The organism is Streptomyces axinellae (assembly GCF_039532135.1).
GTDB classification, from domain to species: Bacteria; Actinomycetota; Actinomycetes; order Streptomycetales; family Streptomycetaceae; genus Streptomyces; species Streptomyces axinellae.
Map to the genome: position 1 here is coordinate 124,557 of NZ_BAAARJ010000003.1, position 24,404 is coordinate 148,960.

Annotated in this window: 14 protein-coding genes and 4 pseudogenes; 10 read left to right on the forward strand and 8 right to left on the reverse strand. The window is 72.7% G+C overall.

What is annotated here, in order from left to right:
- Positions 1–26: 26 nt before the first annotated feature.
- Positions 27–1,073 carry a pentapeptide repeat-containing protein gene (locus tag ABD339_RS05085; protein WP_344562599.1) on the reverse strand — a complete coding sequence of 349 codons (1,047 nt, stop codon included), beginning with the start codon at positions 1,071–1,073 and terminating at the stop codon, positions 27–29.
- A 354-nt stretch (positions 1,074–1,427) separates the two neighbouring features.
- Between ABD339_RS05085 and ABD339_RS05090 the strand changes: the two genes are divergently transcribed.
- From ABD339_RS05090 to ABD339_RS05100, 3 genes are all read left to right on the forward strand, one after another.
- The gene (locus ABD339_RS05090; protein ID WP_344562601.1) at positions 1,428–1,826 is read left to right on the forward strand and encodes a TOBE domain-containing protein; all 399 of its coding nucleotides are present in this window, start codon (positions 1,428–1,430) and stop codon (positions 1,824–1,826) included.
- 95 nt (positions 1,827–1,921) lie between these two features.
- The gene (modA, locus tag ABD339_RS05095; protein ID WP_344563062.1) at positions 1,922–2,719 is read left to right on the forward strand and encodes a molybdate ABC transporter substrate-binding protein; all 798 of its coding nucleotides are present in this window, start codon (positions 1,922–1,924) and stop codon (positions 2,717–2,719) included.
- Between the two features lie 104 nt (positions 2,720–2,823).
- The gene (locus tag ABD339_RS05100; protein WP_344563063.1) at positions 2,824–4,812 is read left to right on the forward strand and encodes an ABC transporter permease; all 1,989 of its coding nucleotides are present in this window, start codon (positions 2,824–2,826) and stop codon (positions 4,810–4,812) included.
- Here the strand turns inward: ABD339_RS05100 and ABD339_RS05105 are convergent.
- Entirely contained in the window at positions 4,793–6,016 is a 1,224-nt protein-coding gene (locus ABD339_RS05105) for a Cmx/CmrA family chloramphenicol efflux MFS transporter (protein ID WP_344562603.1), read from the reverse strand. The two genes, ABD339_RS05100 and ABD339_RS05105, sit on opposite strands and share 20 nt — an antisense overlap.
- 485 nt (positions 6,017–6,501) lie before the next feature.
- Here ABD339_RS05105 and ABD339_RS05110 point away from each other — a divergent pair, with 485 nt between their 5' ends.
- Complete coding sequence (locus tag ABD339_RS05110; protein WP_344562605.1) at positions 6,502–7,395, forward strand: HD domain-containing protein; 894 nt, start codon at positions 6,502–6,504, stop codon at positions 7,393–7,395.
- Between the two features lie 280 nt (positions 7,396–7,675).
- On the opposite strand, the gene ABD339_RS05115 is transcribed toward ABD339_RS05110, so the two are convergent.
- Positions 7,676–8,794, reverse strand: a complete 1,119-nt coding sequence (locus tag ABD339_RS05115) for a helix-turn-helix domain-containing protein (RefSeq protein WP_344562607.1) — start codon at positions 8,792–8,794, stop codon at positions 7,676–7,678.
- A 456-nt stretch (positions 8,795–9,250) separates the two neighbouring features.
- Here ABD339_RS05115 and ABD339_RS05120 point away from each other — a divergent pair, with 456 nt between their 5' ends.
- Together ABD339_RS05120 and ABD339_RS05125 are read left to right on the forward strand one after the other, a co-directional pair.
- Complete coding sequence (locus tag ABD339_RS05120) at positions 9,251–10,288, forward strand: methyltransferase (protein WP_344562609.1); 1,038 nt, start codon at positions 9,251–9,253, stop codon at positions 10,286–10,288.
- Between the two features lie 254 nt (positions 10,289–10,542).
- Positions 10,543–10,881 (forward strand): DUF427 domain-containing protein, encoded by a 339-nt coding sequence (locus ABD339_RS05125; protein WP_344562611.1) that lies wholly within the window; start codon positions 10,543–10,545, stop codon positions 10,879–10,881.
- Positions 10,882–11,299: 418 nt separating this feature from the next.
- Here the strand turns inward: ABD339_RS05125 and ABD339_RS05130 are convergent, their stop codons facing one another.
- Positions 11,300–12,244, reverse strand: a complete 945-nt coding sequence (locus ABD339_RS05130; RefSeq protein ID WP_344562613.1) for an NADP-dependent oxidoreductase — start codon at positions 12,242–12,244, stop codon at positions 11,300–11,302.
- A 90-nt stretch (positions 12,245–12,334) separates the two neighbouring features.
- Between ABD339_RS05130 and ABD339_RS05135 the strand changes: the two genes are divergently transcribed.
- Positions 12,335–12,904, forward strand: a complete 570-nt coding sequence (locus ABD339_RS05135; protein WP_344562615.1) for a TetR/AcrR family transcriptional regulator — start codon at positions 12,335–12,337, stop codon at positions 12,902–12,904.
- Between the two features lie 212 nt (positions 12,905–13,116).
- On the opposite strand, the gene ABD339_RS05140 is transcribed toward ABD339_RS05135, so the two are convergent.
- From ABD339_RS05140 to ABD339_RS05150, 3 genes and pseudogenes are all read right to left on the reverse strand, one after another.
- A complete protein-coding gene (locus tag ABD339_RS05140; protein WP_344562617.1) occupies positions 13,117–14,583 on the reverse strand; it encodes a glutamate synthase subunit beta in 1,467 nt (488 codons plus the stop codon).
- A complete protein-coding gene (gltB, locus tag ABD339_RS05145; protein WP_344562619.1) occupies positions 14,576–19,198 on the reverse strand; it encodes a glutamate synthase large subunit in 4,623 nt (1,540 codons plus the stop codon). The genes ABD339_RS05140 and gltB overlap by 8 nt, the downstream gene beginning before the upstream one ends.
- Before the next feature lie 552 nt (positions 19,199–19,750).
- Positions 19,751–20,458 (reverse strand): annotated as a pseudogene (locus tag ABD339_RS05150) (cytochrome P450); the annotation flags it as partial.
- A gap of 30 nt (positions 20,459–20,488) precedes the next feature.
- Between ABD339_RS05150 and ABD339_RS05155 the strand changes: the two are divergent.
- The 3 pseudogenes from ABD339_RS05155 to ABD339_RS05165 form a co-directional block, all read left to right on the forward strand.
- Positions 20,489–20,971 (forward strand): annotated as a pseudogene (locus ABD339_RS05155) (ADP-ribosylglycohydrolase family protein); the annotation flags it as partial.
- Positions 20,968–22,429, forward strand: a pseudogene (locus ABD339_RS05160) (ADP-ribosylglycohydrolase family protein); the annotation flags it as partial. The pseudogenes ABD339_RS05155 and ABD339_RS05160, both read left to right, overlap by 4 nt.
- A gap of 150 nt (positions 22,430–22,579) precedes the next feature.
- Positions 22,580–23,559, forward strand: a pseudogene (locus ABD339_RS05165) (ribokinase).
- Here ABD339_RS05165 and ABD339_RS05170 read toward each other — a convergent pair.
- Positions 23,516–24,247, reverse strand: coding sequence for a VIT1/CCC1 transporter family protein (locus ABD339_RS05170; protein WP_344562621.1), 732 nt, complete (start codon positions 24,245–24,247; stop codon positions 23,516–23,518). The pseudogene ABD339_RS05165 and the gene ABD339_RS05170 overlap by 44 nt on opposite strands.
- Positions 24,248–24,404 lie beyond the last annotated feature (157 nt).

A 24,404-nucleotide genomic window follows, 5' to 3' on the forward strand; every position in this document is an offset into this window, starting at 1 on the left:
GACCCCGATCCCGTCGGCCGGGGTGTTCAGCCTCCCCCGCGCCCGCGTCCGCCTCGCCCGCGCCGTGCCCCTTGTCCGCGTCCGCCGCGCCCTGTGAACCCGCTGCGATCACTGCCGTTCCTCCCGCCGTCGCCGTCGTCGTCCGGGGTGGACTTCCCGTGCCGCCGCTCGCGCATGTGCCGCGCGGGCTCATGCTGCCCGGGCGGGTGACGGGCGGGCCAGTGGCCGGGGCGGGTCAGGTGCGCGGGCAGCGCCGTGGTGGAGTCGCCCCGCGCGGCGGCCAGTTGAGGCTGGGTCAGGAAGAGGGCGCCGGTCAGGTCGGCGCCGTGCAGCGCGGCGTCCCGCAGGTCGGCGCCCAGCAGGTCGGCCGTACGCAGGTCGGCGCCCCGCAGATCGGCGGCGATCAGCAGCGCACCCCGCAGCGCCGCACCCCGCAGCCCGGCGGCCCGCAGCCGGGCGCCCGCCAGGTCGGCCCGCCGCAGGTCCCGCCCTCCGAACGGTGCGCGTACCCGTGCGCTCACCGCCTCCAGCACCGCTCCGGCGCGGGCCCGCAGGGCGTCCACATCGACGGCCAGCAGCGCGTCCGCGTCCCCGTCCACCAGCGCGTCCACCTCGTCCCGCAGCTTCCCGGCGTCCTCCCCCGCCCTTCGCGGACTGCTGTCCGAGGCGCTGTCCGGACTGCTGTCCGAGGCGCTGTCCGGACTGCTGTCCGAGGCGCTGTCCGGGGTGCTGTCGGGGGAGAGGTCCGCGGCCTCGGTGAGGAGCCAGAGCAGTTCGTGGAGCCGGCGCGTCACCCGGAAGACCGCGAACATCTCCGGGCCCGGCGCGAGATCGGCGCGCCGGGTGAGCCGTTGGCCCGCGCCGTAGCAGTCGAAGACGGTGCACCCCTGGAAGCCGCTCTCGCGCAGCCGGGAGTGGATCCCGCAGCGGTGGTCCCCGGTCAGATGGGCGCACGCCCGGTCGGCGGGCTTGTTCACCGCGAAGTCCGCCGAGGCGCTGAAGGGCAGCGCCACACAGCACAGCCCCACGCACCGCTCACAATCCGCCCGCAGCCGCTCCATGCTCTCGCTCACACAGCCAACCTAACCCCGCCCCGCAGGCAGCCCCCGGTCCGGACGCATGGGCGCACCGGGCGCCAGAGGGACCTGGAAAAACGTCACCGGTTGAACCGGTGACGTTTTTCCAGCAGGGCCGGACGCCCGGCGCCCGGACCGAGGCGCGCGCCGCGATCTGCAAGCCCGATAAGGGCCCCTGCCTAGCAGATGCCGGGCGTAGTGCGCGATACTCCTGGTGATTGCCAGACCGGGAATCAGTCCGCCGTACGGCTGGGCGGGCGTTGGGGGTTTCTCCCACGCGGGCTGGCAATTGCCACAGAAAAGGAGGCAGCGCATTGCAGATGCGAGGGGCCGCCGCTTACGTTGACGCACATGCAGTCCTACACAATCGGCCAGGCCGCACGCCTGCTCGGGGTCAGCCCTGATACGGCACGCCGCTGGGCGGACGCCGGCCGGGTCACCACCCACCGCGACGAGAGCGGGCGCCGGCTCATCGACGGACGGGATCTGGCCGCGTTCTCCGTCGAGATCGGCCAGAGCGGGGACGACGACGAGGTCCCCTACACCTCGGCGCGCAACGCGTTCCCCGGCATCGTCACGGCGGTGAGGCTCGGCGACGTGGCGGCACAGGTCGAGATCCAGGCCGGCCCCCACCGGCTGGTCTCCCTGCTGACGCGGGAGGCCGTCGAGGAACTCGGGCTGGGGGTCGGCATGCAGGCCACGGCCCGCGTGAAGTCGACCAGCGTGCACATCGACACCCCCTCCCCCTGACGCTCCCTCCCGCCGGCACTTCCTCCCGCTGGCCTCCCCCACCGACCCCGCACCCGCTGGCCGCCGTCCGCTCTGTCTGGAGTTCCGCCATGCCGATGTCCCCGTTGATCCAGCGCCGCGCGCTCGCCACCGTCGCGGCCGGTGCCCTCCTCGTCACGCTCGCCGCCTGCGGCAGTGACGGCAAAGACGGCAAGGGGGGCAAAAGCAAGGCGCAGAGCAAGGGCGACAGGACCGAGCTGACCGTGCTCGGGGCCGCCTCCCTCACCGACGTGTTCACCGCGGCGGGCAAGGTCTACGAGAAGGAACACCCGGGCACGAAGGTGAAGTTCTCCTTCGCCGGGTCCCAGGAGCTGGCGGCCCAGGTCAAGCAGGGCGCACCCGCCGATGCCCTGGTCACGGCCGACACCAGGACCATGGACGGGCTCAGGGGCGAGACGGGCAAGCCGGCCGTCATCGCCAAGAACCGGCTCGTCATCGCCACCGGCAAGGGCAACCCGAAGAAGGTCAAGGCCCTCAAGGACCTGACCGACAGCAAGCTGAAGGTCGTGCTCGCGGCCCCCGAGGTGCCCGTCGGCCGCTACGGCAAGCAGGTACTGGACGCGCAGAAGCTGAAGGTCAAGCCGGTCTCCCAGGAGACGAACGTGCGCTCGGTCCTCAGCAAGGTCGAACTCGGTGAGGCCGACGCGGGCATTGTCTACAAGACGGACGCCGCCACCGCGCCCAACAAGATCGCGGCGGTCAGCATTCCGGACAGCCAGAACGCCGTCGCCTCCTACCCGGCGGCCACACTCAAGCAGTCCGAGCACGGCAAGGAGGCCGCGGCGTTCGTGAAGTGGCTCGGCACGCCCGAGGCCCAGAAGATGCTCCGCAAGGCCGGCTTCCAGAAGCCGTGAGCCCCGCGCCCCACAAGCCGCAGACGCGTGTGCCCCGTACACCCCGTACGCGCCCGCCCGTGGCGCTCGCCCTCCCCGCGCTGCTGGCGGTCGCGTTCTTGCTGATGCCGCTGCTGGGCATCCTCGCGCGCACGGAGTGGGGCGCCCTCGGCACCCATCTGACCAGCGACGGCGTCACCACGGCGCTGCGGCTCTCACTGCTGGTCTCCTTCAGCGCCCTGGCGCTCTCGCTGCTGCTGGGCGTGCCGCTGGCGTGGCTGCTGGCCCGGGTGGGCTTCCCCGGCAAGGCGCTGGTGCGCTCACTGGTGCTGTTGCCGATGGTGCTGCCGCCCACCGTGGGCGGTGTGGCGCTGCTGCTGGGGTTCGGCCGCCGGGGGCTGCTGGGTCCGTGGCTGGAGTCGGCCTTCGGGATCGTGCTGCCGTTCCACACCTCGGGTGCCGTGGTGGCGGCGACCTTCGTGTCGATGCCGTTCCTGGTCATCAGCCTGGAAGGCACGCTGGCCGGGCTGCGCCCCGCCTACGAGGAGACGGCCGCCTCCCTCGGCGCCTCGCCGGTCCGCGTGTTCTTCACCGTGACGCTGCCGATGGCCGCCCCGGGCCTGGCCGCCGGCGCGGCGCTCACCTGGGCGCGGGCGCTGGGCGAGTTCGGGGCCACCATCACCTTCGCGGGGAACCTCCCGGGGACGACGCAGACGCTGCCGCTCCAGGTCTATCTGCTCCTCCAGGACCAGCCGGAGGCCGCGACCTCCGTCTCCCTGCTGCTGCTCGTCATCGCCATGGCCGTACTCGTCGCGCTGCGCGGACGGTGGACCGGCGGGATGGCCCGCCCCGGCGGCGCAGGACGCGCCGCCATCCCCGCCGGCCCCGAGGACGGAGCCGGCACGCTCGATGACGCCCCCGCCCTCCCCGTCGAAGAACCCGCCACGCCGGTCGCCGACCCCGCCGGCCCCGCCGCACCTGCCCCGGAGGCGACCGCGCCCGCCCCAGGGGCGACCGCGCCCGCGCGCTGGCCCCTCCACGCGCGCGTCACCGGCTTCACCCAGCTCACGCTGGACGCCGAACCCGGGACCACCGTCGCCGTCGTCGGCCCCAACGGCGCGGGCAAAACCACCTTGCTGCGCGCCCTGCTCGGCCTCACCCCACGCGCCGGAGCGGAACTCACCCTCGGCGAGACGGACGTCACGGAGCTGCCGCCGCACCGGCGGGGCGTCGCCTGGGTGCCTCAGAACGGTGCGCTCTTCCCGCACCTGAGCGCGCTGTCCAACACGGCCTACGGGCTGCGCGTCCAAGGCGTCCCCCGCGCCGAGGCGCGCCGCGCGGCGGAGCGCTGGCTGGCGCGGCTCGGCGTCGGACACCTGGGCCACCGCAAACCCGCACAGCTGTCCGGCGGCCAGGCCCAGCGCGTCGCGCTGGCCCGCGCGCTGGCGGCCCGGCCCCGGCTGCTGCTCCTGGACGAGCCGCTCGCCGCGCTCGACCAGACGACGCGGGGCCAGGTGCGGCACACCCTGCGCCGCCACCTCGACGGTTTCGGCGGGGTGTGTCTGATCGTCACGCACGACCCCGTGGAGGCGGTCTCGCTGGCCGGCCGCGTGCTCGTACTGGAGGACGGCCGAGCCGTCCAGGACGCCGCACCGGCCGAGGTCACCCGGCACCCGCGCTCCCCCTGGGTGGCCCGGATGCTGGGGCGCAACGCGCTGGCCGGTACCGGGACGGGCGCGTTCGACGGCTCGCTCGCGCTGGCGGACGGCGGACGGCTCGTGGTCGCGGAGCCCGTGGCGGAGGGCGCGCGGGTTCTGGCCGTCATCGCACCGGAGGCCGTCGCCGTCCACCGGGAGCGCCCCGGCGGAAGCCCTCGCAATGTGTGGCCGGGGACGGTACGGGAGATCACCTCGGTCGGCAGCAGACTGCGGGTCCTGATCGCCCCCGGCCCGGCCGCCGGGCGCTCCGGATCACCGGCGCAGGAGGCACCGGTGCACGGCCCCGGCCTGGTGGCGGAGATCACCACCCAGGCGGCGGCCGAACTGGGCCTGTCGGAGGGCTCCGAGGTATTCACCAGCGTCAAGGCCACAGAGATCACCGTCGTGGCCGTCTGACCGCCGCCCCGGGCCCACCCGGCCGCGACCACCTCCCGCGGAGCGCGACGGCCGTCCCCGCCACGGCGAAGGCCACGCCCACCAGGAGAGCGCTGACCCACAGCGGACCCCGGTAGCCGAGGGAACCGCCGAGGGCCTGGCCACCGGCCCAGGGCCCGAGCGCGGCGCCCACGTTGAGCGCGGCAGTGGCGAAGCCTCCCGCGAGCGTGGGTGCCCGGCCGGCCGCGTACAGCACCTGCGAGATGAGTGTCGTACCGACCGCGAACGACAGCGTGCCCTGCGTCAGTACGAGGACGACGGTCGCCACGGCGCTCTGCGCGGCGAGCGCGAACACCGTCCAGCCGCCGAGGAGCAACGCCCCGCCGACGATCAGCACCGGCAGCGGACGGTGGTCCGCCAGGCGCCCGCCGAACGAGACGCCGAGGAAGGAGCCGACGCCGAAGAGCGCGAGCAGCGCGGGCACCCAGGCCGCGCCGAACCCGGAGACCCCGGTTGCCAGCGGCGCGAGATAGGTGAACGTGCAGAAGGTGGCACCGTTGACCAGCGCGCCCAGCAGCATGGTGACCAGGAGGCGCGGACTGCGCAGCGCGGCGAGTTCGTGGCGGACGCCGACGGCGGACACCGCACGTGCGCTCCCGGCACCCGCGTACGGCGCTCCCCCACCGGGCTCGTCAAGGGAGCGGAGCGCGAACACCGCCGGAAGGGAGACGAGCGCGACGGCCCAGAACGCCGAGCGCCATCCCCACGCCTGCCCCAGCAGCGCGCCCGCCGGCACACCCGCGACGCAGGCGAGGGTGACGCCGCTCAACAGGACGGAGGTGGCACGTCCCTTGGCATCCGGCGCGACCATCCCGGCCGCTGCCGTGAGGGCGACGGCGAGGAATCCGGCATTGGCGAGCGCTCCCACGAACCGGGTGCCGACGAGCACGGCGAAGCTGCTGGTGAGGGCCCCCAGAACGTGGACCAGCAGGAAGGTGACCAGAAAGCCCAGCAGCGCCCGGCGTCTGGGCCAGCGCCGGCTGAGCACCGCCATCAGCGGCGCGCCGACGATCATTCCCCCGGCGAACGCCGAGGTCAGCAAGCCGGCGGACGAGAGGGAGACCCCCAGGTCCCGGGCGAGGTCCGGGACGAGCCCGGACAACATGAACTCCGAGGTCCCCTGCGCGAACACGGCCAGCGCGAGGACGTACAGAACAAGTGGCATGAAAACTCCGCGAATTCCGCGATCACCATGGATCGCCGAGGAATGCGGCAGGCGCTCACGGCCAGGAGCAGGAGGAAGGACGGAAGCGGGATTCACTCACAGAGCCCACGCGACCGCGTACGTCTTCACGCGTACACACACGTCCACGGACATCCCCGCACGCCTTCGCGTCACGCGTGCCGCATCACGCAGCACACAGCACACATCAGGCATCACGCAGCACACGTGACACAGCACACGTCACAGATGACGAAGGGGCCGTCCGTCCGCATGTCATGCGAGGAGAAGTCGTCCAGCCGGGCAACGCGGCGCACCACCGCGGGAATCACGGCCCGTGCAGCGGGCCGAGGCAGACAGGCACGAAAGGGGCCACCGGATGACCGGTGGCTACCGTCTGGACGCCTCGGGACTGGACACGTCGCGCAGCCCATCACGTACCGCCCGGTCGTTCAAGTGGTTTCCCGGTGGCTACAGTGCCCGTTGCCATGACGGACTCGACGAACTTCCCGCACCCGCTCTTCGACTTCATCGCCTACACCGCCCGCCTCCGCGAGGTACGGCGGCACAACAACGCGACCGCACTGCGCAAGGAGTCGGTCGCCGAGCACTCCTGGCATCTGGCGATGGTCAGCTGGGTGCTGCACGCGGAGTTCGAGCGGGAGAGCGGGCTGTCGCTCGACCTGACCAGAATGCTGAAGCTGTGCCTGATGCACGACCTGGTCGAGATCGACGCCGGCGACCCCTCCGCCTGGTCCACGGACCCGGCGGGCACGGTGAGCCCCACGGACGCGGCGGACGCGACCGGCGGACCGGACGCGGCGAGCGCGAAGGCAGGCGCGACACCGGACACGACGGCGGACACGACAGCGGGCGCGACGGCGGACGCGGCCGACAAGGCCCGCCTGGAAGACGCCGTGGCGCACGAACGCTTCGGGGCACTGCCCGCACCGCTGGGGCCCGAACTGCTCGCGCTCTGGCGGGAGTACGAGGACGGCGAGACCCCCGAGGCCCGCCTCGTACGGGGCATCGACCGGCTGAACCCGGCACTGATGCGGCTGCTCACCGGGCAGGGCTGGGGCGATGTCGGCGCGGACGCCGCCGCGCTGGACCGGCTCCAACTGCCGCGCGTGACCGCGAGCGAGACCCTGACAGCGCTGTACACAGAGGTCCGCGAGGCCGCCGTCACCCGCGGCCTGCTCCCCCGCTGGCCCCCGCCCCCGCCCCCGCCCCCGGCCCCGGCTTCACGCGTCCGTCCGGGCGCCTCCGTCCGGGCGCTGCTGTCCGGTGCCGGCGTCCAGGTGCCGCTGTCCGGTGCCGGCATCCAGGTGCCGCTGTCCGGGACAGGCTCCGGCCACCCCGCCGACCTGCGAGGACGGTGAACGGCCGTCCGGGACAGCCCGTTCCGGTTCCTCTCTCGCCCGGCACAGCGCAGGATCGGCACCACGGGATCCGCCCGTCACCACGGCGGCCGGCCGTCCCTCACCGGCACGGGGGTGGGTGAGGGCAGGCCGGCCCCCGCAGGAGCCGTCCGGCCCCGTCGGCCCCGGCCCGACCGCGGCCACGCACGCGAACCTCAGCCGGTGACCGCTCGCGGACGTCGCTCACCAACGGGCTCACCAACAGTCGCGCCGATGTCGCGCGGCAGCGGGCTCGTGGCCGTCACTCACCGGCGGACTCGATGCGGAACCTCTGGTGGCGGCCGGACGCGCAGGGCTGTGCGACCGCCTCCGAGCCCTCGGCGGTGACGGGACGGGCGATGCCGACGCAGCGGCCGTCCTCGGTACGCAGCGTGAAGACCAGGCGGCCCTTCGCGCGGACGAGCCGGAAGACATCGGCGCGATTGCAGGTGTCCCAGGGCTCCAGCAGATCCTTGCCGGGCCCCGAGGTGAGGACCTTGAGGCAGCCGGTGCCGAACTCGGGGTGGTTCCACTCGACGCGGTGGCGGGCGGTGCCGGGCGCCGGGCGCAGCTCCGTCGTCTGCGGCGACGTCTGGCCGCATGGCCGCTGGACTGCGACCAGCGAGTCGTAGCGCCCGTCGCGGACCTTGCCGTCGGTCAGACACAGCCCCGGCGCGGTCAACGGACGCACTCGGACGGCGCCGCGCGGCACTTCGCCGTCGGCGCGCGCCGGCTCGGCGTCCGCCTCCCCGGACGACTCCCCCTCCGAGGACCCGTCCGCCGCGGGGGTGGTGCGGTCGGGCGGAGCGCCGGACTCGTCGCCGCGCACGCTGAGCACTCCCGCCGTGGCGGCGAGCAGGACGACAACAGCCGCCGGGACCAGCACCCGGGCCTGCCGAAGCCGCCCCCGTGCCCGCACCCGGGCCGGCCCCGTACCCGGACGGCGCGCGGACCCGCCGGCACCGGCACCGCCACCCCGGCCCTCCCCGCTCCGCCCGGCCTCTTCTTCCTGCCCAGCCCCTCCGGGGCCGCCACCGCCCTCCCCGGCGGGGTCGCCACCGCCCTCCGCGGCGGCACCGGCAGCGGCGACGGCCTGCCTCGCGCTGAGCCATGCCGCGACATCCTTCTCGCGCCCGCAGGCCCGGACGAAGGCGGTCAGCAGTTCAGGCCGGGGCAGCCGTCCGCCGCTGAGCATGTGGGAGAGCGTGCTGCGCGGCAGGTAGTCCCCCGCCGCGGTGGCCCGTTCTTCCAGCTGACGCAGGGTCAGGCCCGATTCCTCCTTCAGCTCCCGCAGCCGCTTCAAGAACGCGGGAACATTCCGTGCGGGGGGTGTGGCCGGTAAGTGGGGTGAGGCGGGGACGGGCTTCCCTTCGGCATCCATGCCGTACCCCTACCAGAACCACGCCCCGCCCGGCCACATGCCGTCGCGCCGCGTCCGAGACGACGGTCCGGCCCCGCCGCCTGCCTCAACGCGTGCTGTATGCAACGCTGTTGACGTGGAGTACCCGTGACGTTGAGCACCCGCGCGGTGATGTCGCGTGCCACCGGGGACGGGGAAGGCCACGGCGCCCGCCCCGTCAGGGTCCCCGGGGCGGCCGACGGGGGTCGCGGCGATAAGGGTGGAGCGGCGTTCGTCGGTCACGACGTCGCGGAGGAACTCGGTGTCCGCACCGGTCACACCGCACAAGGCCGCGCCTCGCGCCTGCATCTCCCGGGCGAAACCGTGCTGATGCCGTCATCGCGCACATTCGGGATACGGGCATATCCCCTTGGCAACATATGGAAGCATCAGTCACATCAGCCCCATGCGGGCTCCCCTGCAACACACGGAGCGGATATGACCGACATAGCCGACAACACACCTTCGGCCCTTCCGTTGATGCAACTCACCTCCGCCTTCTGGGGGTTCAAGACATTCGCCGCAGCAGTCGAACTCGGCCTCTTCACGCGCTTGGCCGACGGACGCGCCATGAGCTTGGAAGAAGCGGCAGACGAACTGGACATCCGGGAGCGGCCCGCGGACATGTTCCTGGCCGCCTGCGCCTCGCTCGGCCTGCTGGAAAAGGACGGCGAGAAATACCGCAACTCCGCTTTGTCGGAGGAGTTCCTCGTCGAGGGAAAGCCCCGCTACTTCGGGGGCTTCGTGCGCTACTGCGACCAGCGTGAATACCCGGTCTGGCACCGCATCGTCGACGCGATGCGCACCGACCGGCCGCTGACCTGGGACCCGGACTCGCATGGTTCGGTGTTCGTGGCCGAGAACCCCGTGATGATGGAGTTCTTCTGGGAGTCCCTGCACTCCATTTCGGCCTCCACCGCGCACGCACTGGCGGACGCCTACGACTTCGGCCCGCACAGTCGGCTGCTGGATGTCGGTGGAGGGTCGGCCGGGTATCCCGTACAACTGTGCCGGCGCTATCCGCATCTGTCGGCGACAGTGTTCGACCTGGAGCACGTATGCGCCATGGCCGAGCAGAAGGTCCGCGCGGCGGGACTGGAGAAGTCCATCGCCACGGTCGCGGGCGACTTCATGACGGATGAGCCGCTGCCCGGCGGGCATGACGTGATCCTGCTCAGCATGATCCTGCACGACTGGGATGAGACCACCAACCGCGCGCTGCTGCGGAAGTGCTGGGAGGCGCTGGCCCCCGGGGGCGCGATCGTGATCTGCGAGCTGCTGCTCAACCCGGAGCGCACCGGCCCGGCCTCAGCAGCGCTGATGGGCATGAACATGATCGTGGAGACGGAGGGAGGCAAGAACTACTCCGAGACCGAGTACCAGGACTGGCTCACCGATGCCGGGTTCGAGGAACCGCGTGTGATCCGGTTCGACACGGCGGGCGCCAACGGGGCCGTCGTAGCCCGCAAGCAGTGACCCCCGCCCTCGGCGCGCGGCCTCCCGCCACACCGCTCGCGCGGGCCACACCGCTCGGCGCGGCCACACCGCACGCCCGTGTCGCGCCGCGCCGCCACCCGCCCCGCGCGCCGAGGGCCCTGCCACTTCGGCCCTGCCGTGTCCCGGCCCGGTCATGCCCCGCCCCCGGGGGCCGTGTGCGACGCTGAGCAGCCGCCGGCCGGCCGGGACAGCGGCGCGAGCAACGGCGGTCAGCCGGAGAGACGGGAGCGGTCATGGCGTCAGAACAACGGTCCGGGCACCGGATCGAGGTCGAGCGGGGCAGCGAGCACGTGCGGGTGACGGTCGCCGGGCAGGTGCTGGCCGAGAGCAGCAGGCCGATGCTGCTCTCGGAGACGGGATACCCGGTCCGCTACTACCTGCCGCCCGAGGACGTGCGCACCGACCTGCTGACCCCGTCCTCGACGCACACCATCTGCCCGTTCAAGGGAACCGCCTCCTACTGGTCGCTGCCCGACGGCCCCGAGGACGTCGCCTGGGGCTACCCCGACCCCCTGCCTGCCGCGGCGGCGGTCAAGGACCACCTGTGCTTCGCGGACGTCGAACTGCTCTGACCCCGGAAGACCTCAAGGGAACAAGAGACTTCCAGTATTCCCGGAAAGGCGCGGCACTTCGCGTCGAATGCGCCGCCCCCGAAAGCCTGGACGGGACCCCTTCGCCCTCACCCGCATCTCCGGCCCCCAAAAGCCGGACGTCGCCGACGTCACAGCGTTCACGAAGAACTGCAGCAAGGGCGTCCAAGCCTCCAAGCAGTGCATCCGGCACTGGAACCCGCATCTCACACAGGGGTTGGAGACGTCGCCGCTGTGCGCGAACGGGTCGGGAGTCCTCGATGCTTCCGCTTCCGGGGGCCGGGGAAAGCGGGAAGGCGCTCTATCCGGTGAACGCGGTATCTGCCCATATGGGCCATTTCCTGTCTCTGAAAGAGGCGTGCTGGTTCTCGCCCCGGCGGGCGGCGCGGGGCCGCGGTGTTCAGTGAGGGCCTGGCCGCAGCGTGATCACGACCTTGCCGTGGACGTGGCGTCCGGCTTGCAGAGTCACGGCATCGCGGATCTCCTCGATCGGGAAGGTCGCGGCGATCGGCACGGTGATCGTCCCGGCGAGGAGCGCGTCGCAGATCTGCGTCATGGCGTCCGGGCTCGCGTCGAAACCACCGGCCGCGCGGACGCCGCCGGGGGGATGGGGGCCCGCGGCGATCGTCGAGATCCGCTCGGGCGGCACCCCGAGTGCGAGCGCGGTCTCGGCCGTTTCGGTGCCGAACAGGTCGGTTGCCGCAGTCACGCCCTCCGGGGCGAGGGTCCGCACCCGGTCCGCCAGTCCGGGGCCGTAGGCCACGGGCTCGGCACCGAACCGGCGCAGGAACTCGAACGTGCCCTGCGCGGCGGTCCCGATCACCCGGGCACCGGCGAGCTTCGCGAGCTGTACGGCGAACACGCCCACGCCGCCCGCCGCGCCGCCGACCAGGACGGTGTCGCCGGATCCCAGGCCGATCGCCGCCAACGCGGCGACAGCGGTCAGGCCGGCCACCGGAAGCGTCGCCGCCACCTCCTCGCTGATGCCCTCCGGCGTGCGCCAGAGCCACTCGGCCGCCTCCATGGGCGTCTTGACCACCACGAAATCGGCAACGGCCCGCCCCAGCGCGCCCCCGTGGACACGGTCACCCACGGCGAATCCCGTGGCCCCGGCGCCGACCTCGTCGACGACCCCGGCGAAGTCGTAACCGAAGCCGGAGGGCACGCTGATGCCGAACCGGGCCGCGGCCTCGGGCTGCGAGGCGATGCCCCAGTCCATGGGGTTCAGACCGGCGGCCGTGACGCGGACGCGGACCTCGTCCGGCCCGGCATGGGGTTCCGGAGCCTCCCGCAGCTCCAGCACTTCGGGGCCGCCGAACGCCTCGTAGACAACAGCTCGGCTCATGTGTACCTCCAGCAGACACAGTGACGGGACTTGGTCCCATCACCATACATGAGTGACGGCACCAAGTCCCGTGCCCGTACGATGGGGCCCATGGCCCGATGGCAACCCCACGCACCCGAACGACTGCTCGTCGCCGCCCTTGAACTGTTCGAGGAGCGGGGCTACGAGAACACGACGGTCATCGAGATCACAGAGCGCGCCGGGCTGACGAAGAGCACCTTCTTCCGGCACTTCCGGGACAAGCGAGAGGTGCTCTTCGGCGGAGGCGCGATGAGCGGACTGCTCGCCACCGGGATCGACACCGCACCCGCCGGGGCCGCCCCGCTCGAAGCGGTAGCGCATGCCCTGGAGGTGATCGGCAGGGAAGCCTTCACCTCCGATCGACGCGAGTTCAGCGCCCGGAGGTCGGCGGTGATCGCCGCCAACCCGGAACTGCGGGAACGCGAGGCACTGAAAAAACTCGGCCTCATCGCAACGATGACCGGCGCGCTCGAGCGCCGCGGCGTCCCCGACCTGACCGCACGCGTAGCCGCCGAACTGGGCGCGCTCGCCTGGGAGATCGCCTTCGAGCGCTGGAGGGGCACGGCCAGCCGCGACGACTTCGCCGAACTCGCGCGGCAGGCACTCACCCAAGTGCGAGCGGCCTGCGCCTTGTGCTGACGGCAGGGGCCGACGGTCCTGGCAGATCCCCCGCGGATCCCGCACCCGGGTCCGGCACCCGGGTCCGAAGCGCCGCAGGCAAACACGCGGCGCCCGCGTCTGTCCGGTCGGGGACAGCGGGCGCCGCGTCAGAATCCGTACTCCGTTGTACGGAAGCCAGGGAGGGAGCGGAAGTCAGGGAGCACGGGAGAGCCCCTGCTCCGCGGCGGGGGTCAGACCGTCAAAGAGCGGTCCGTGGGGCGGATGGGGGCGTGGAGGGTGCTGGGTTCGCCCGTGAGGTCGCGGTCCACGGCCTTGGCCGCCGAGCGGCCCTCGGCGATGGCCCAGACGATGAGGGACTGGCCGCGCCCGGCGTCACCGGCGACGTACACGCCGGGGACGTTCGTGGCGTAGGAGTCGTCGCGGGCGACGTTGCCCCGTGCGTCGAGTTCGACGCCGAACTGCTCGACCAGGCCGTTCTCGCGGTCGATGCCGGTGAAGCCCATGGCGAGGGTGACCAGTTGGGCGGGGATCTTGCGTTCGGTGCCGGGCTTGGGCTCCAGCTTTCCGTTCACCATCTCCACCTCGACCAGGTGCAGCCACTGGACGTTGCCGTCCTCGTCGCCCTCGAAGTGGGTGGTGTTGACGGAGTAGACCCGCTCGCCGCCCTCCTCGTGGGCGGAGGTCACCTTGTAGAGCATGGGGAAGGTCGGCCACGGCTGGCGGGCCGGGTCCCGCTCCTCGCCCGGCTTGGGCATGATCTCCAGTTGGGTGACGGAGGCCGCGCCCTGGCGGTGCGCGGTGCCGACGCAGTCGGCGCCGGTGTCGCCGCCGCCGATGACGATGACGTGCTTGCCCTCGGCGGTGATGGGCGGGGAGACGAAGTCGCCTTCCTGCACCTTGTTGGACAGCGGCAAGTACTCCATCGCCTGGTGGATGCCGTTCAGCTCGCGGCCGGGGACGGGCAGGTCGCGGGCCGTGGTGGCGCCCGCCGCGATGACGACGGCGTCGTAGCGCTTGCGCAGCTTCTTCGCGTCGATGTCGCGCCCGATCTCCACACCCGTACGGAACTTGGTGCCCTCCGCGCGCATCTGCTCGATACGGCGGTTGATGTGGCGCTTTTCCATCTTGAACTCGGGGATGCCGTAGCGGAGGAGCCCGCCGAGGCGGTCCGCGCGCTCGTAGACCGCGACCGTGTGGCCCGCGCGGGTGAGCTGCTGCGCCGCGGCCAGGCCGGACGGGCCCGAGCCGATCACCGCGACCGTCTTGCCCGACAGGCGCTCGGGCGGCTGCGGGGTGACGTCGCCGGTCTCCCACGCCTTGTCGATGATGGAGACCTCGACGTTCTTGATGGTGACCGGCGGCTGGTTGATGCCCAGCACGCACGCGGACTCGCAGGGCGCGGGGCACAGCCGTCCGGTGAACTCGGGGAAGTTGTTCGTGGCGTGGAGGCGCTCGGAGGCCGCCGTCCAGTCGCCCCGGTAGGCGTAGTCGTTCCACTCGGGGATGAGGTTGCCCAGCGGACAGCCGTTGTGGCAGAAGGGGATGCCGCAGTCCATGCAGCGTCCGGCCTGCTTGCTGATGATGGGCAGCAGGGAGCCGGGAACATAGACCTCGTTCCAGTCCTTGACCCGCTCCTCGACCGGACGGGACTGGGCGACCTCGCGGTCGGTGGTCAGGAAGCCCTTGGGGTCAGCCATTGGTCGCCGCCTCCATCATCTTCTCGTGGGTCTCGGACTCGGTGAGTCCGGCCCGCTCGGCGGCGTCCTTGGCGGCGAGCACGGCCTTGTAGGTGGCGGGGAGGACCTTGCTGAAGCGGGCGAGCGCCCCCTTCGGTCCTTCCCAGTCGGCGAGGAGCTTGGCGGCCACGGTCGAGCCGGTCTCCTCCTGGTGGCGGCGCACGGCCTCGTGCAGCCACGCCTTGTCCTCGTCGTCCAGCTCCTCGACGGCCGGACGCAGGCCCGCGTTGACGTTGGCCGGGTCCAGGTCGATGACGTAGGCGACACCGCCGGACATCCCGGCGCCGAAGTTGCGGCCCGTGGTGCCGAGGACGACGGCGGCGCCGCCGGTCATGTACTCACACCCGTGGTCGCCCACGCCCTCGGAGACGACCAGCGCGCCCGAGTTGCGCACGCAGAAGCGCTCTCCGACGCGTCCGCGCAGGAAGATCTCGCCGCCGGTCGCGCCGTAGGCGAGGGTGTTGCCCGCGATGGTGGAGAACTCGGCGAGGTGGTCGGCGCCCCGGTCCGGGCGGACGATCAGCCGCCCGCCGGACAGGCCCTTGCCGACGTAGTCGTTGGCATCTCCCTCCAGGCGCAGGGTGACGCCCCGGGGGACGAAGGCGCCGAAGGACTGGCCGGCCGAGCCGGTGAAGGTGAGGTCGATCGTGTCGTCCGGCAGTCCGGCGCCGCCGAACTTCTTGGTGACCTCGTGGCCGAGCATCGTGCCGACGGTCCGGTTCACGTTGCGGATGGCGATCTGGGCGCGCACGGGCTGGGCGGCCTCGGCGGTGTCCGCGTGCAGCGCGTCGGCGGCCAGCTTGATGAGCTGGTTGTCCAGCGCCTTCTCCAGCGCGTGGTCCTGGCCGACGGCCTGGTGGCGCACCGTGCCCTCGGGCAGGTCGGGGATGTGCAGCAGCGGGGCGAGGTCGAGGCCCTGGCCCTTCCAGTGGCTGACTGCGCGCGAGGTGTCGAGCAGTTCGGCGTGCCCGATGGCCTCGTCCAGGCTGCGGAAGCCCAGCTCGGCCAGCAGCTCGCGGACCTCTTCGGCGATGAACTGGAAGAAGTTGACGACGTATTCGGCCTTGCCGCTGTAGCGCTCGCGCAGCACCGGGTTCTGGGTGGCGATGCCGACCGGGCAGGTGTCCAGGTGGCACACGCGCATCATCACGCAGCCGGAGACCACCAGCGGGGCGGTGGCGAAGCCGAACTCCTCGGCGCCCAGCAGCGCGGCGATCACCACGTCGCGGCCGGTCTTGAGCTGGCCGTCGGTCTGCACGACGATGCGGTCGCGCAGCCCGTTGAGCAGCAGCGTCTGCTGGGTTTCGGCCAGGCCCAGCTCCCAGGGGCCGCCCGCGTGCTTGAGCGAGGTGAGCGGGGAGGCGCCCGTGCCGCCGTCGTGGCCGGAGATGAGGACGACGTCCGCGTGGGCCTTGCTGACGCCCGCCGCGACCGTGCCGACGCCGACCTCGGAGACCAGCTTCACGTGGATGCGGGCCTGCGGGTTGGCGTTCTTCAGGTCGTGGATGAGCTGGGCGAGGTCCTCGATGGAGTAGATGTCGTGGTGCGGGGGCGGCGAGATGAGGCCGACACCGGGGGTGGAGTGCCGGGTCTTGGCAACCCACGGGTAGACCTTGTGGCCGGGCAGCTGGCCGCCCTCGCCGGGCTTGGCGCCCTGGGCCATCTTGATCTGGATGTCGTCGGAGTTGACGAGGTATTCGGAGGTGACGCCGAAGCGGCCGGAGGCGACCTGCTTGATGGCGGAGCGCCGCGCCGGGTCGTAGAGCCGGTCGGCGTCCTCGCCGCCCTCCCCGGTGTTGGACTTGCCGCCGAGCTGGTTCATGGCGATGGCCAGCGTCTCGTGGGCCTCCTGCGAGATGGAGCCGTAGGACATGGCGCCGGTGGAGAACCGCTTGACGATCTCGCTCGCGGGCTCGACCTCGTCCACGGAGATCGGGTCCCGGCCGCTCTTGAAGCCGAAGAGGCCGCGCAGGGTCATCAGCCGCTCGGACTGCTCGTCCACGCGGGAGGTGTACTGCTTGAAGATGTCGTAGCTGCGCTGGCGGGTGGCGTGCTGGAGCCGGAAGACGGTGTCCGGGTCGAACAGGTGCGGCTCGCCCTCGCGGCGCCACTGGTACTCGCCGCCGATGTCGAGGGCGCGGTGCGCCGAGGCGATGCCGGAGGCGGGGTACGCCTTGGCGTGCCGGGCCGCGACCTCCTGGGCGATGACGTCCAGGCCCGCGCCGCCGATCTTGGTGGTGGTGCCGTGGAAGTAGGTGTCCACGAACGCCTCGTCCAGGCCGACGGCCTCGAAGACCTGCGCGCCCCGGTAGGAGGCGACGGTGGAGATGCCCATCTTGGACATCACCTTCAGCACGCCCTTGCCCAACGCGTAGATGAGGTTGCGGATGGCCTGCTCGGGCGCCATCTCGCCGGGGCCGGGCAGGAAGGTGCCGGCGCGGACCAGGTCCTCGACCGACTCCATGGCCAGGTAGGGGTTGACCGCGGCGGCGCCGTATCCGATGAGCAGCGCGACGTGGTGGACCTCGCGGACGTCACCGGCCTCGATCAGCAGCCCGACCTGGGTGCGCTGCTTGGTGCGGATGAGGTGGTGGTGCACGGCGGAGGTGAGCAGCAGCGAGGGGATCGGCGCGTGCTCGGCGTCCGAGTGGCGGTCGGACAAGACGATGAGCCGGGCCCCGGCCTCGATGGCGTCGTCGGCTTCCGCGCAGATCTGCTCGATGCGGGCGGCGAGGCCCTCCCCGCCTTCGGCGACCTTGTAGAGCCCGGAGAGCGTGGCGGACTTGAAGCCCGGCAGGTCACCGTCGGCGTTGATGTGGATGAGCTTGGCCAGCTCGTCGTTGTCGATGACGGGGAAGGGCAGGTTGACGCTGCGGCAGGAGGCGGCCGTCGGGTCCAGCAGGTTGCCCTGCGGGCCCAGCGGCGAGTGCAGCGAGGTGACCAGCTCCTCGCGGATCGCGTCCAGCGGCGGGTTGGTGACCTGCGCGAACAGCTGGGTGAAGTAGTCGAAGATCAGCCGGGGGCGCTCGGAGAGCGCGGCGATCGGCGAGTCCGTGCCCATGGAGCCGATCGGCTCGGCGCCGGCCCGCGCCATGGGGGCGAGCAGGACGCGCAGCTCCTCCTCGGTGTAGCCGAAGGTCTGCTGGCGGCGGGTGACCGAGGCGTGGGTGTGGACGATGTGTTCGCGCTCGGGAAGGTCGGCGAGCTTGATCAGACCGGCGTCGAGCCACTCCTGGTAGGGCTGCTCGGCGGCGAGGGCCGCCTTGATCTCGTCGTCCTCGATGATGCGGCGCTCGGCGGTGTCCACGAGGAACATCCGGCCGGGCTGGAGGCGGCCCTTGCGGACGACCCTGGCGGGGTCGATGTCCAGGACGCCGACCTCGGAGGCCAGGACGACGAGGCCGTCGTCGGTGACCCAGTACCGGCCCGGGCGCAGGCCGTTGCGGTCGAGAACCGCGCCGACCTGGGTGCCGTCGGTGAAGGTGACGCAGGCGGGCCCGTCCCAGGGCTCCATCATCGTGGAGTGGTACTGGTAGAAGGCGCGGCGTGCGGGGTCCATCGAGTCCTGCGACTCGGCGCTCTCCCAGGCTTCGGGCACCATCATCAGCACGGAGTGCGGCAGCGAACGGCCGCCGAGGTGGAGGAGTTCGAGCACCTCGTCGAAGGTCGCCGAGTCGGAGGCGCCCGGCGTGTTGACCGGGAAGATCCGCTCCAGCGTCTCGTGATCCCCGAACAGCCCGGAATTGAGCTGGGATTCGCGGGCGCGCATCCAGTTGCGGTTGCCCTGCACCGTGTTGATCTCGCCGTTGTGCGCGACGAAGCGGTACGGGTGGGCCAGCGGCCAGCTCGGGAAGGTGTTGGTGGAGAAACGGGAGTGCACCAGCGCGATCGCGGTCGCGAAGCGGCGGTCGGACAGGTCCGGGAAGAAGGGCTCCAGCTGTCCGGTGGTGAGCATGCCCTTGTAGACGAGGGTGCGCGCGGACAGCGAGGGGAAGTAGACGCCGGCCTCGCGCTCGGCGCGCTTGCGCAGTACGAAGGCGAGCCGGTCCAGTGCGATGCCGCTGCGCTCGCCGTCGGCGGCGGCCACGAACAGCTGCCGGAAGACCGGCATGGTGGCGCGGGCGCCGGTGCCCAGCAGCTGCGGCGCGACCGGCACCTCGCGCCAGCCGAGTACGCGCAGTCCTTCCTCGGACGCCAGCGTCTCGATGTGTGAGACGGCGTCGGCGGATGCGTGCTCTGCGGCGTGCTCGCCGTTCTCGGCCGGGAGGAAGGCGATCCCCACGGCGTAGGAGCCCGCCTCGGGGAGGGCGAAGGAGACGTTCTCGCGGAGGAAGGCGTCCGGAACCTGGAGCAGGATGCCCGCGCCGTCCCCCGTGTCGGGGTCGGAGCCGGTCGCGCCCCGGTGTTCGAGGTTGCGGAGCACCGTGAGGGCCTTTTCCACCAGCGTATGGCTGGCCTCACCGGTCAAAGTGGCCACGAAGCCGACACCGCAGGCGTCATGCTCGTACCGGGGGTCGTACATCCCCTGCTTGGCAGGGTGGTGGGCGGCCCAAGCCGCTGTCGGCACAGCACGCATTGGCGTCTCCCGTCGTCTCGTGGCAGGTGGTGCGTACCGAGGGACGACATTGGCCCTCACGTGGCAAAAAATTTTCACGCAGGTTACATGATGGCCGACTTCCCGAAAAGTGGATAGCCGCAGCTCAGCATGCGGACAAACGTACCGGACTCCCGGCACGGGGAAAGCGGCGCGAGGGGGCCCTTATGGGACCTGCGCGGAGCGGGGAGGGGGTGGGCCCCCGGTGATGAGCGGTGTTCTCAAGAAACGCCCCGGCGTCATTGCCGCGGCTTCACGGACTCCTGCCCAACGGCGCAACAAATGAAACCGTTGGGTAACACACGGATCATGCACCGCTCCGCGTACCGTGCGCCGTGATTCAGGTCACAGCGGGGGCGGCAGCACGCGGCAGATGTGCGTCTGCGCAGGTCACGGCGGGTGCGGTACGCGTGAACGGGCGCGCGGCCGGCCCGGGCGTGGGCCCGGCCGCCCCGGAAGAGCGCCTTCCGGCCGTGGGCCGGAGCGGCTCGGACTGGAGCGGGGCGGAAGCGGCTCGGGCGGAGCGGGGCCTCGTCCCAGGAGCACAGGCAGGGATTCCAGTTCGTTCTGGGTGAGCACCGGGCGGTTGCGGATACGGGCCGCGGGGACCGCCGGCCGCAGCCGGGGGAAGCGGGCGAAGAGCGCGGGCAGTGCGACCGACGCCTCCAGCCGGGAGAGCGCGGCGCCCGGGCAGATGTGCGGGCCGTGCCCGAAGGCCAGGTGCCGGATGGGGGCGCCGCCGCCCCGGCGGATGTCGAAGCTGTCCGCGTCCTCGCCGTGCTGCCCGCGGTCCCTGCCGATGGCGCGGTACGACATGACCACCCCCTCCCCCTCGCGCACGATCCGGTCGCCGACCTCGATGTTCTCCGTGGCGAACCGCATCAGCAGGTGCGTGGACGGCGACTCCCAGCGCAGGGTCTCCTCGATCACCGCGTCCCGGCCCAGCTCGCCGTCCAGCACGAGCGCGAGCTGGTCCGGGTGGGTGAGCAGGGCCCGTACCGCGCACAGGATGAGGCCGACGGTGGTCTCGTGACCGGCGGCGACCATCGCCTCCAGATTGCCGCGCACCTCCTCGGCGCTCAGCGGTTCGCCGCCGTCCTCCGCGAGGATGAGCGCACTGGTCAGGTCGTCGCCGGGGGCCTCGGTCTTCTGCTTGACCAGATCGTGGTACAGCTCATCCAGTTCCTGGAAGACGGTCAGCCGCTCGTCCTGGGGTGTCGTCGTCGAGAAGAACGCCTCGTACAGCTCGTGCAGCCGGGGCTCCAGCTCAGGGGCACCCGCGCCGCGATAGAGAGCGTGTGCGAAACGGCGGCGCGGTACGAGGACTTCGAGGAGGCGCTCCGGCCGCTGCGCGAGGCGGTGGCGCCGTTCGACACTGTCGGGCCCGACTACCGGCAGCCCTCACTGGGCGCCCGCCGCCCCTCGCGGCTGCACGCGATCGAGGAGTTGCCGATCGCGCTGGGCATGCTGCTGGTCGGCCGGGGCGACTTCCGGCACACGGTGCTCGGCTCGGTCAACTACGGGCGCGACTGCGACTCCATCGCCTCCATGAGCGGCGCGATCGCCGGCGCGCTCCACGGGGAGGGCGCCGTGCCCACCGAGTGGAGCGGCACGCTCGCCAGCGCCAGCAAGCTGGACCTGCACGCGCCCGCCGCCGCGCCCGCCACCGTCACCCGCGAGGTCTTCGCCCGCGACCTGGAGCGCCGCCAGGCCCACGAGGCGGCCTTCACCGCGCTGACGGGGGCGGCCCGATGAACGGGGGTCCGCCACACCCCGGCAGCGCCCCGGCGCGGGCGGAAGGAGGCGGCACCCCGCTGCGGCTCACCTGGGCGCAGCCCGAGGATCTGCTCGGGCACGAGCTGCGGCAGGCGGCGCTGGACGGCCGGGACGCGCGCGGTATCGAGCGCCGCTGGCTGGCCGCGGGCGGGCGCGCGGCGCCCGCGCGGGCCGGAGCCTCGCCCGTGGCCGCGAGCCCCGCGCTGCGCGCGCTGGCCGAGGAGCTGCTGGACGAACTGGCGGCGCTGCCCTCGCCGTTGGCGGCTTACGAGCCGACGGATCTGGACGCCGTCAAGGCGGCGTGCCCGGACTGGCCGGAGCGGCCGGACGGTCCAGTCACCGCGCAGGCGCCCTGGGCGAGCGCGCTGGCGGGGCGGCTGCACGCGGCCTGGCTGGGGCGGGCGGCCGGGTGCCTGCTGGCCAAGCCGGTGGAGAAGCTTCCGCTGGAGGTCATCCGGGCGCTGGCCCGCGCCACCGGCAACTGGCCTCTGACCGGCTACTTCACCGCCCGGGGCCTGGATCCGGCCCTCGCCGCCGCCCACCCCTGGAACCGGCGTTCGGCCACCACCTCGCTCGCCGAGAACATCGACGGGATGCCCGAGGACGACGACCTCAACTACCCGCTGCTGGGCCCTGCTGTTGCTGGAGCGGCACGGGCCGGGGTTCACCACGGGCGACGTGGCGCGGCTGTGGCTGGAGGAACTGCCGGCCGGGCGGACCTTCACCGCCGAGCGGGTCGCCTACCGCAACCTGCTCGCGGGCGTCGAGCCGCCGCACACGGGCGCGTACCGCAACCCGTTCCGCGAGTGGGTCGGCGCGCAGATCCGTGCCGACATCTTCGGCTGGACCCATCCGGGCGACCCGGCGGGCGCCGCCGGGGCGGCCTGGCGGGACGCGGTCCTCACGCACACGGCGAACGGCGTGTACGGCGAGATGTTCACGGCGGCGGCGCCGGCCCGCGCGGCGGGCGGCGGCCCAGGTGCGGACGTGGACGCGTGTGTGGCGGCCGGGCTCGCCGTCGTCCCGCCCGGCAGCCGGTACGCCATGGCCATCCGTACGGGCATCGCGGCGGCCCGCGAGGCGGCGAGCACCACCCCGGCCGGTTTCGAGCAGGTCGTCGACGGGCTCCACGCCGCGTACGGCGACCACCACTGGGTGCACGTGCTGCCGAACGCGGCCCTCCTGGCCGCCGCGCTCACCCACGCGGGCGGCGACTTCGACGGGACGATCCGCCGCGTCGTCTCCGGCGGCTGGGACACCGACTCCAACGGCGCGACGGCCGGCTCCCTGACGGCGCTGCTCGCGGGCACGCCCCGCGCGCTGCCCGCACGCCGGACGGCGCCCCTGAAGAACCGTCTGTCCACGAGCGTGGGCGGCATGAACGGCATCGGATTCGGCGAACTGGCGGCGCGCACCGCCCAGTTGTGCACCACACCCGCCGCCGGGGCGGCCATGCCCGCGCGGCCCACGGCCGGGGGCGCCCGGCCCGCATCCGCCGGGGGCGCCCGGCCCGCATCCGGGGGCACCCGGTCCGCATCCGGGGGCACCCGGTCCGCATCCGGGGGTGCCCGGCCCGCGCTCGCCGTCGTGAGCAGCGCCAATGTGGACCTGGTGGCGCAGGTCGCGGTGGCCCCGCGCCGGGGCGAGACCGTCGCGGGCCGGGGGTTCCGCACCGTGCCGGGCGGCAAGGGCGCCAACCAGGCCGTCGCGGCGGCCCGTTCGGGCAGCGCGGTGACGATGATCGGCGCCGTGGGCGAGGACGCCTTCGGCAGCGGACTGCGCGCGGCGCTCACCGCCTCCGGAGTGGACGTCACCGGACTGCGTACCGCCGCGGCACCCACCGGCACCGCGCACATCGTGGTGGACGGCGAGGGCGGCAACGCGATCGTCGTCGTACCCGGTGCCAACGCCACCGTCACCACCTTGACCGGTGACGACGAGCGGCGCATCGCCCGGGCGCGGGCCCTGCTCCTCCAGTTGGAGACGCCCCTCGAAGGCGTGCTGGGCGCCGCGTGCGCCGCCCGCGCCCACGGCGTGCGCACCGTCCTGACCCCGGCGCCCGTGCCCGCCGGGCCGCGGCCCCTGCCCGACGAGCTGTTCTCCCTCGTCGATCTGCTGGTCCCCAACGCGCACGAGGCCGCCGCCCTCTCCGGGAAGGAGGACCCTACGAGGCGGCGGGCGCGCTGCTGGAGCGGGTGCCGGAGGTCGTCGTCGCACTCGGCGCCGCCGGGAGCCTGTACGCGGCGCGGGGCGCCGAGCCGGTGACCGTACCGGCCGTGCGCGTGCGGGCCGTGGACACGACGGCGGCGGGCGACACGTTCGTGGGCGCGCTGTGCACGGCGTACGCGGAGGGCCGGAGCATGCCCGAGGCGATGGCCTGGGCCTCGGCGGCCTCCGCACTGGCCGTCCAGCGTCCGGGAGCCTCGTCCTCGATGCCGCGCCGCGCCGAGATCACCCGGTTCGCGGCGCGGACGGCGGACGCGGCACAGGGATGGCAGCGAGGCAGGCAGCGAGCGAGGCCCGTCAGCCCACCGTCACCCCGAACAGCGCCCCCAGCCCGTAGGTGACCGCGGCGGCGGCGCCGCCCAGCGCGAGCTGGCGGAGCCCGCTGTACCACCAGCTCCTGGCCGTGACCCGGGAGACGACCGCGCCGCACACGAAGAGCCCCACCAGCGCCAGCACCACCGCGGGCCACAGCACGGTGGCCCCGAACAGATACGGCACTACGGGCAGCACCGCGCCCAGGGAGAAGGACAGGAAGGAGGAGACGGCCGCGACGGTCGGGGAGGGGAGGTCGGCGGGGTCGATGCCCAGCTCCTCGCGGGCGTGTATCTCCAGCGCCTGCTCGGGATCCCGGTGCAGCTGCCGGGCGACCTCCAGCGCGAGCGCGCCGTCCACGCCGCGCGACTCGTAGAGCGCGGCCAGCTCCTGGACCTCCTCACCGGGGCTGCGCCGCAGCTCGCGCCGCTCCACCTCCAGTTCGGCCTGGACGAGTTCGCGCTGGGAGGCGACGGAGGTGTACTCACCGGCGGCCATCGAGAAGGCACCGGCCGCGAGCCCGGACAGCCCGGCGATGACGATCGTCTGCGAGGACGCCGAACTGCCCGCCACGCCGGTCATCAGGCCGAGGTTGGAGACCAGCCCGTCCATCGCGCCGAACACGGCGGGGCGCAGCCATCCGCCGTTGACGTCGCGGTGGGTGTGGTTGTCGCGGTGTGCGGCATGGGTCGGGTCTGAGACTCCGGCGTCGGACATGGCCGGTACGGCTCCTTCACGTCGGTCGGCGCTTACGCGATGACGCTCGCAGCCTAGGCACGAACATCTCTTTCCTGCCAGCAAGGAAGGCCGAACTTACCGCGCTGACCTGCCGCTTTACCGGATGGCGTGCGGCGGGCGTCCGGTGCGGCGGGCC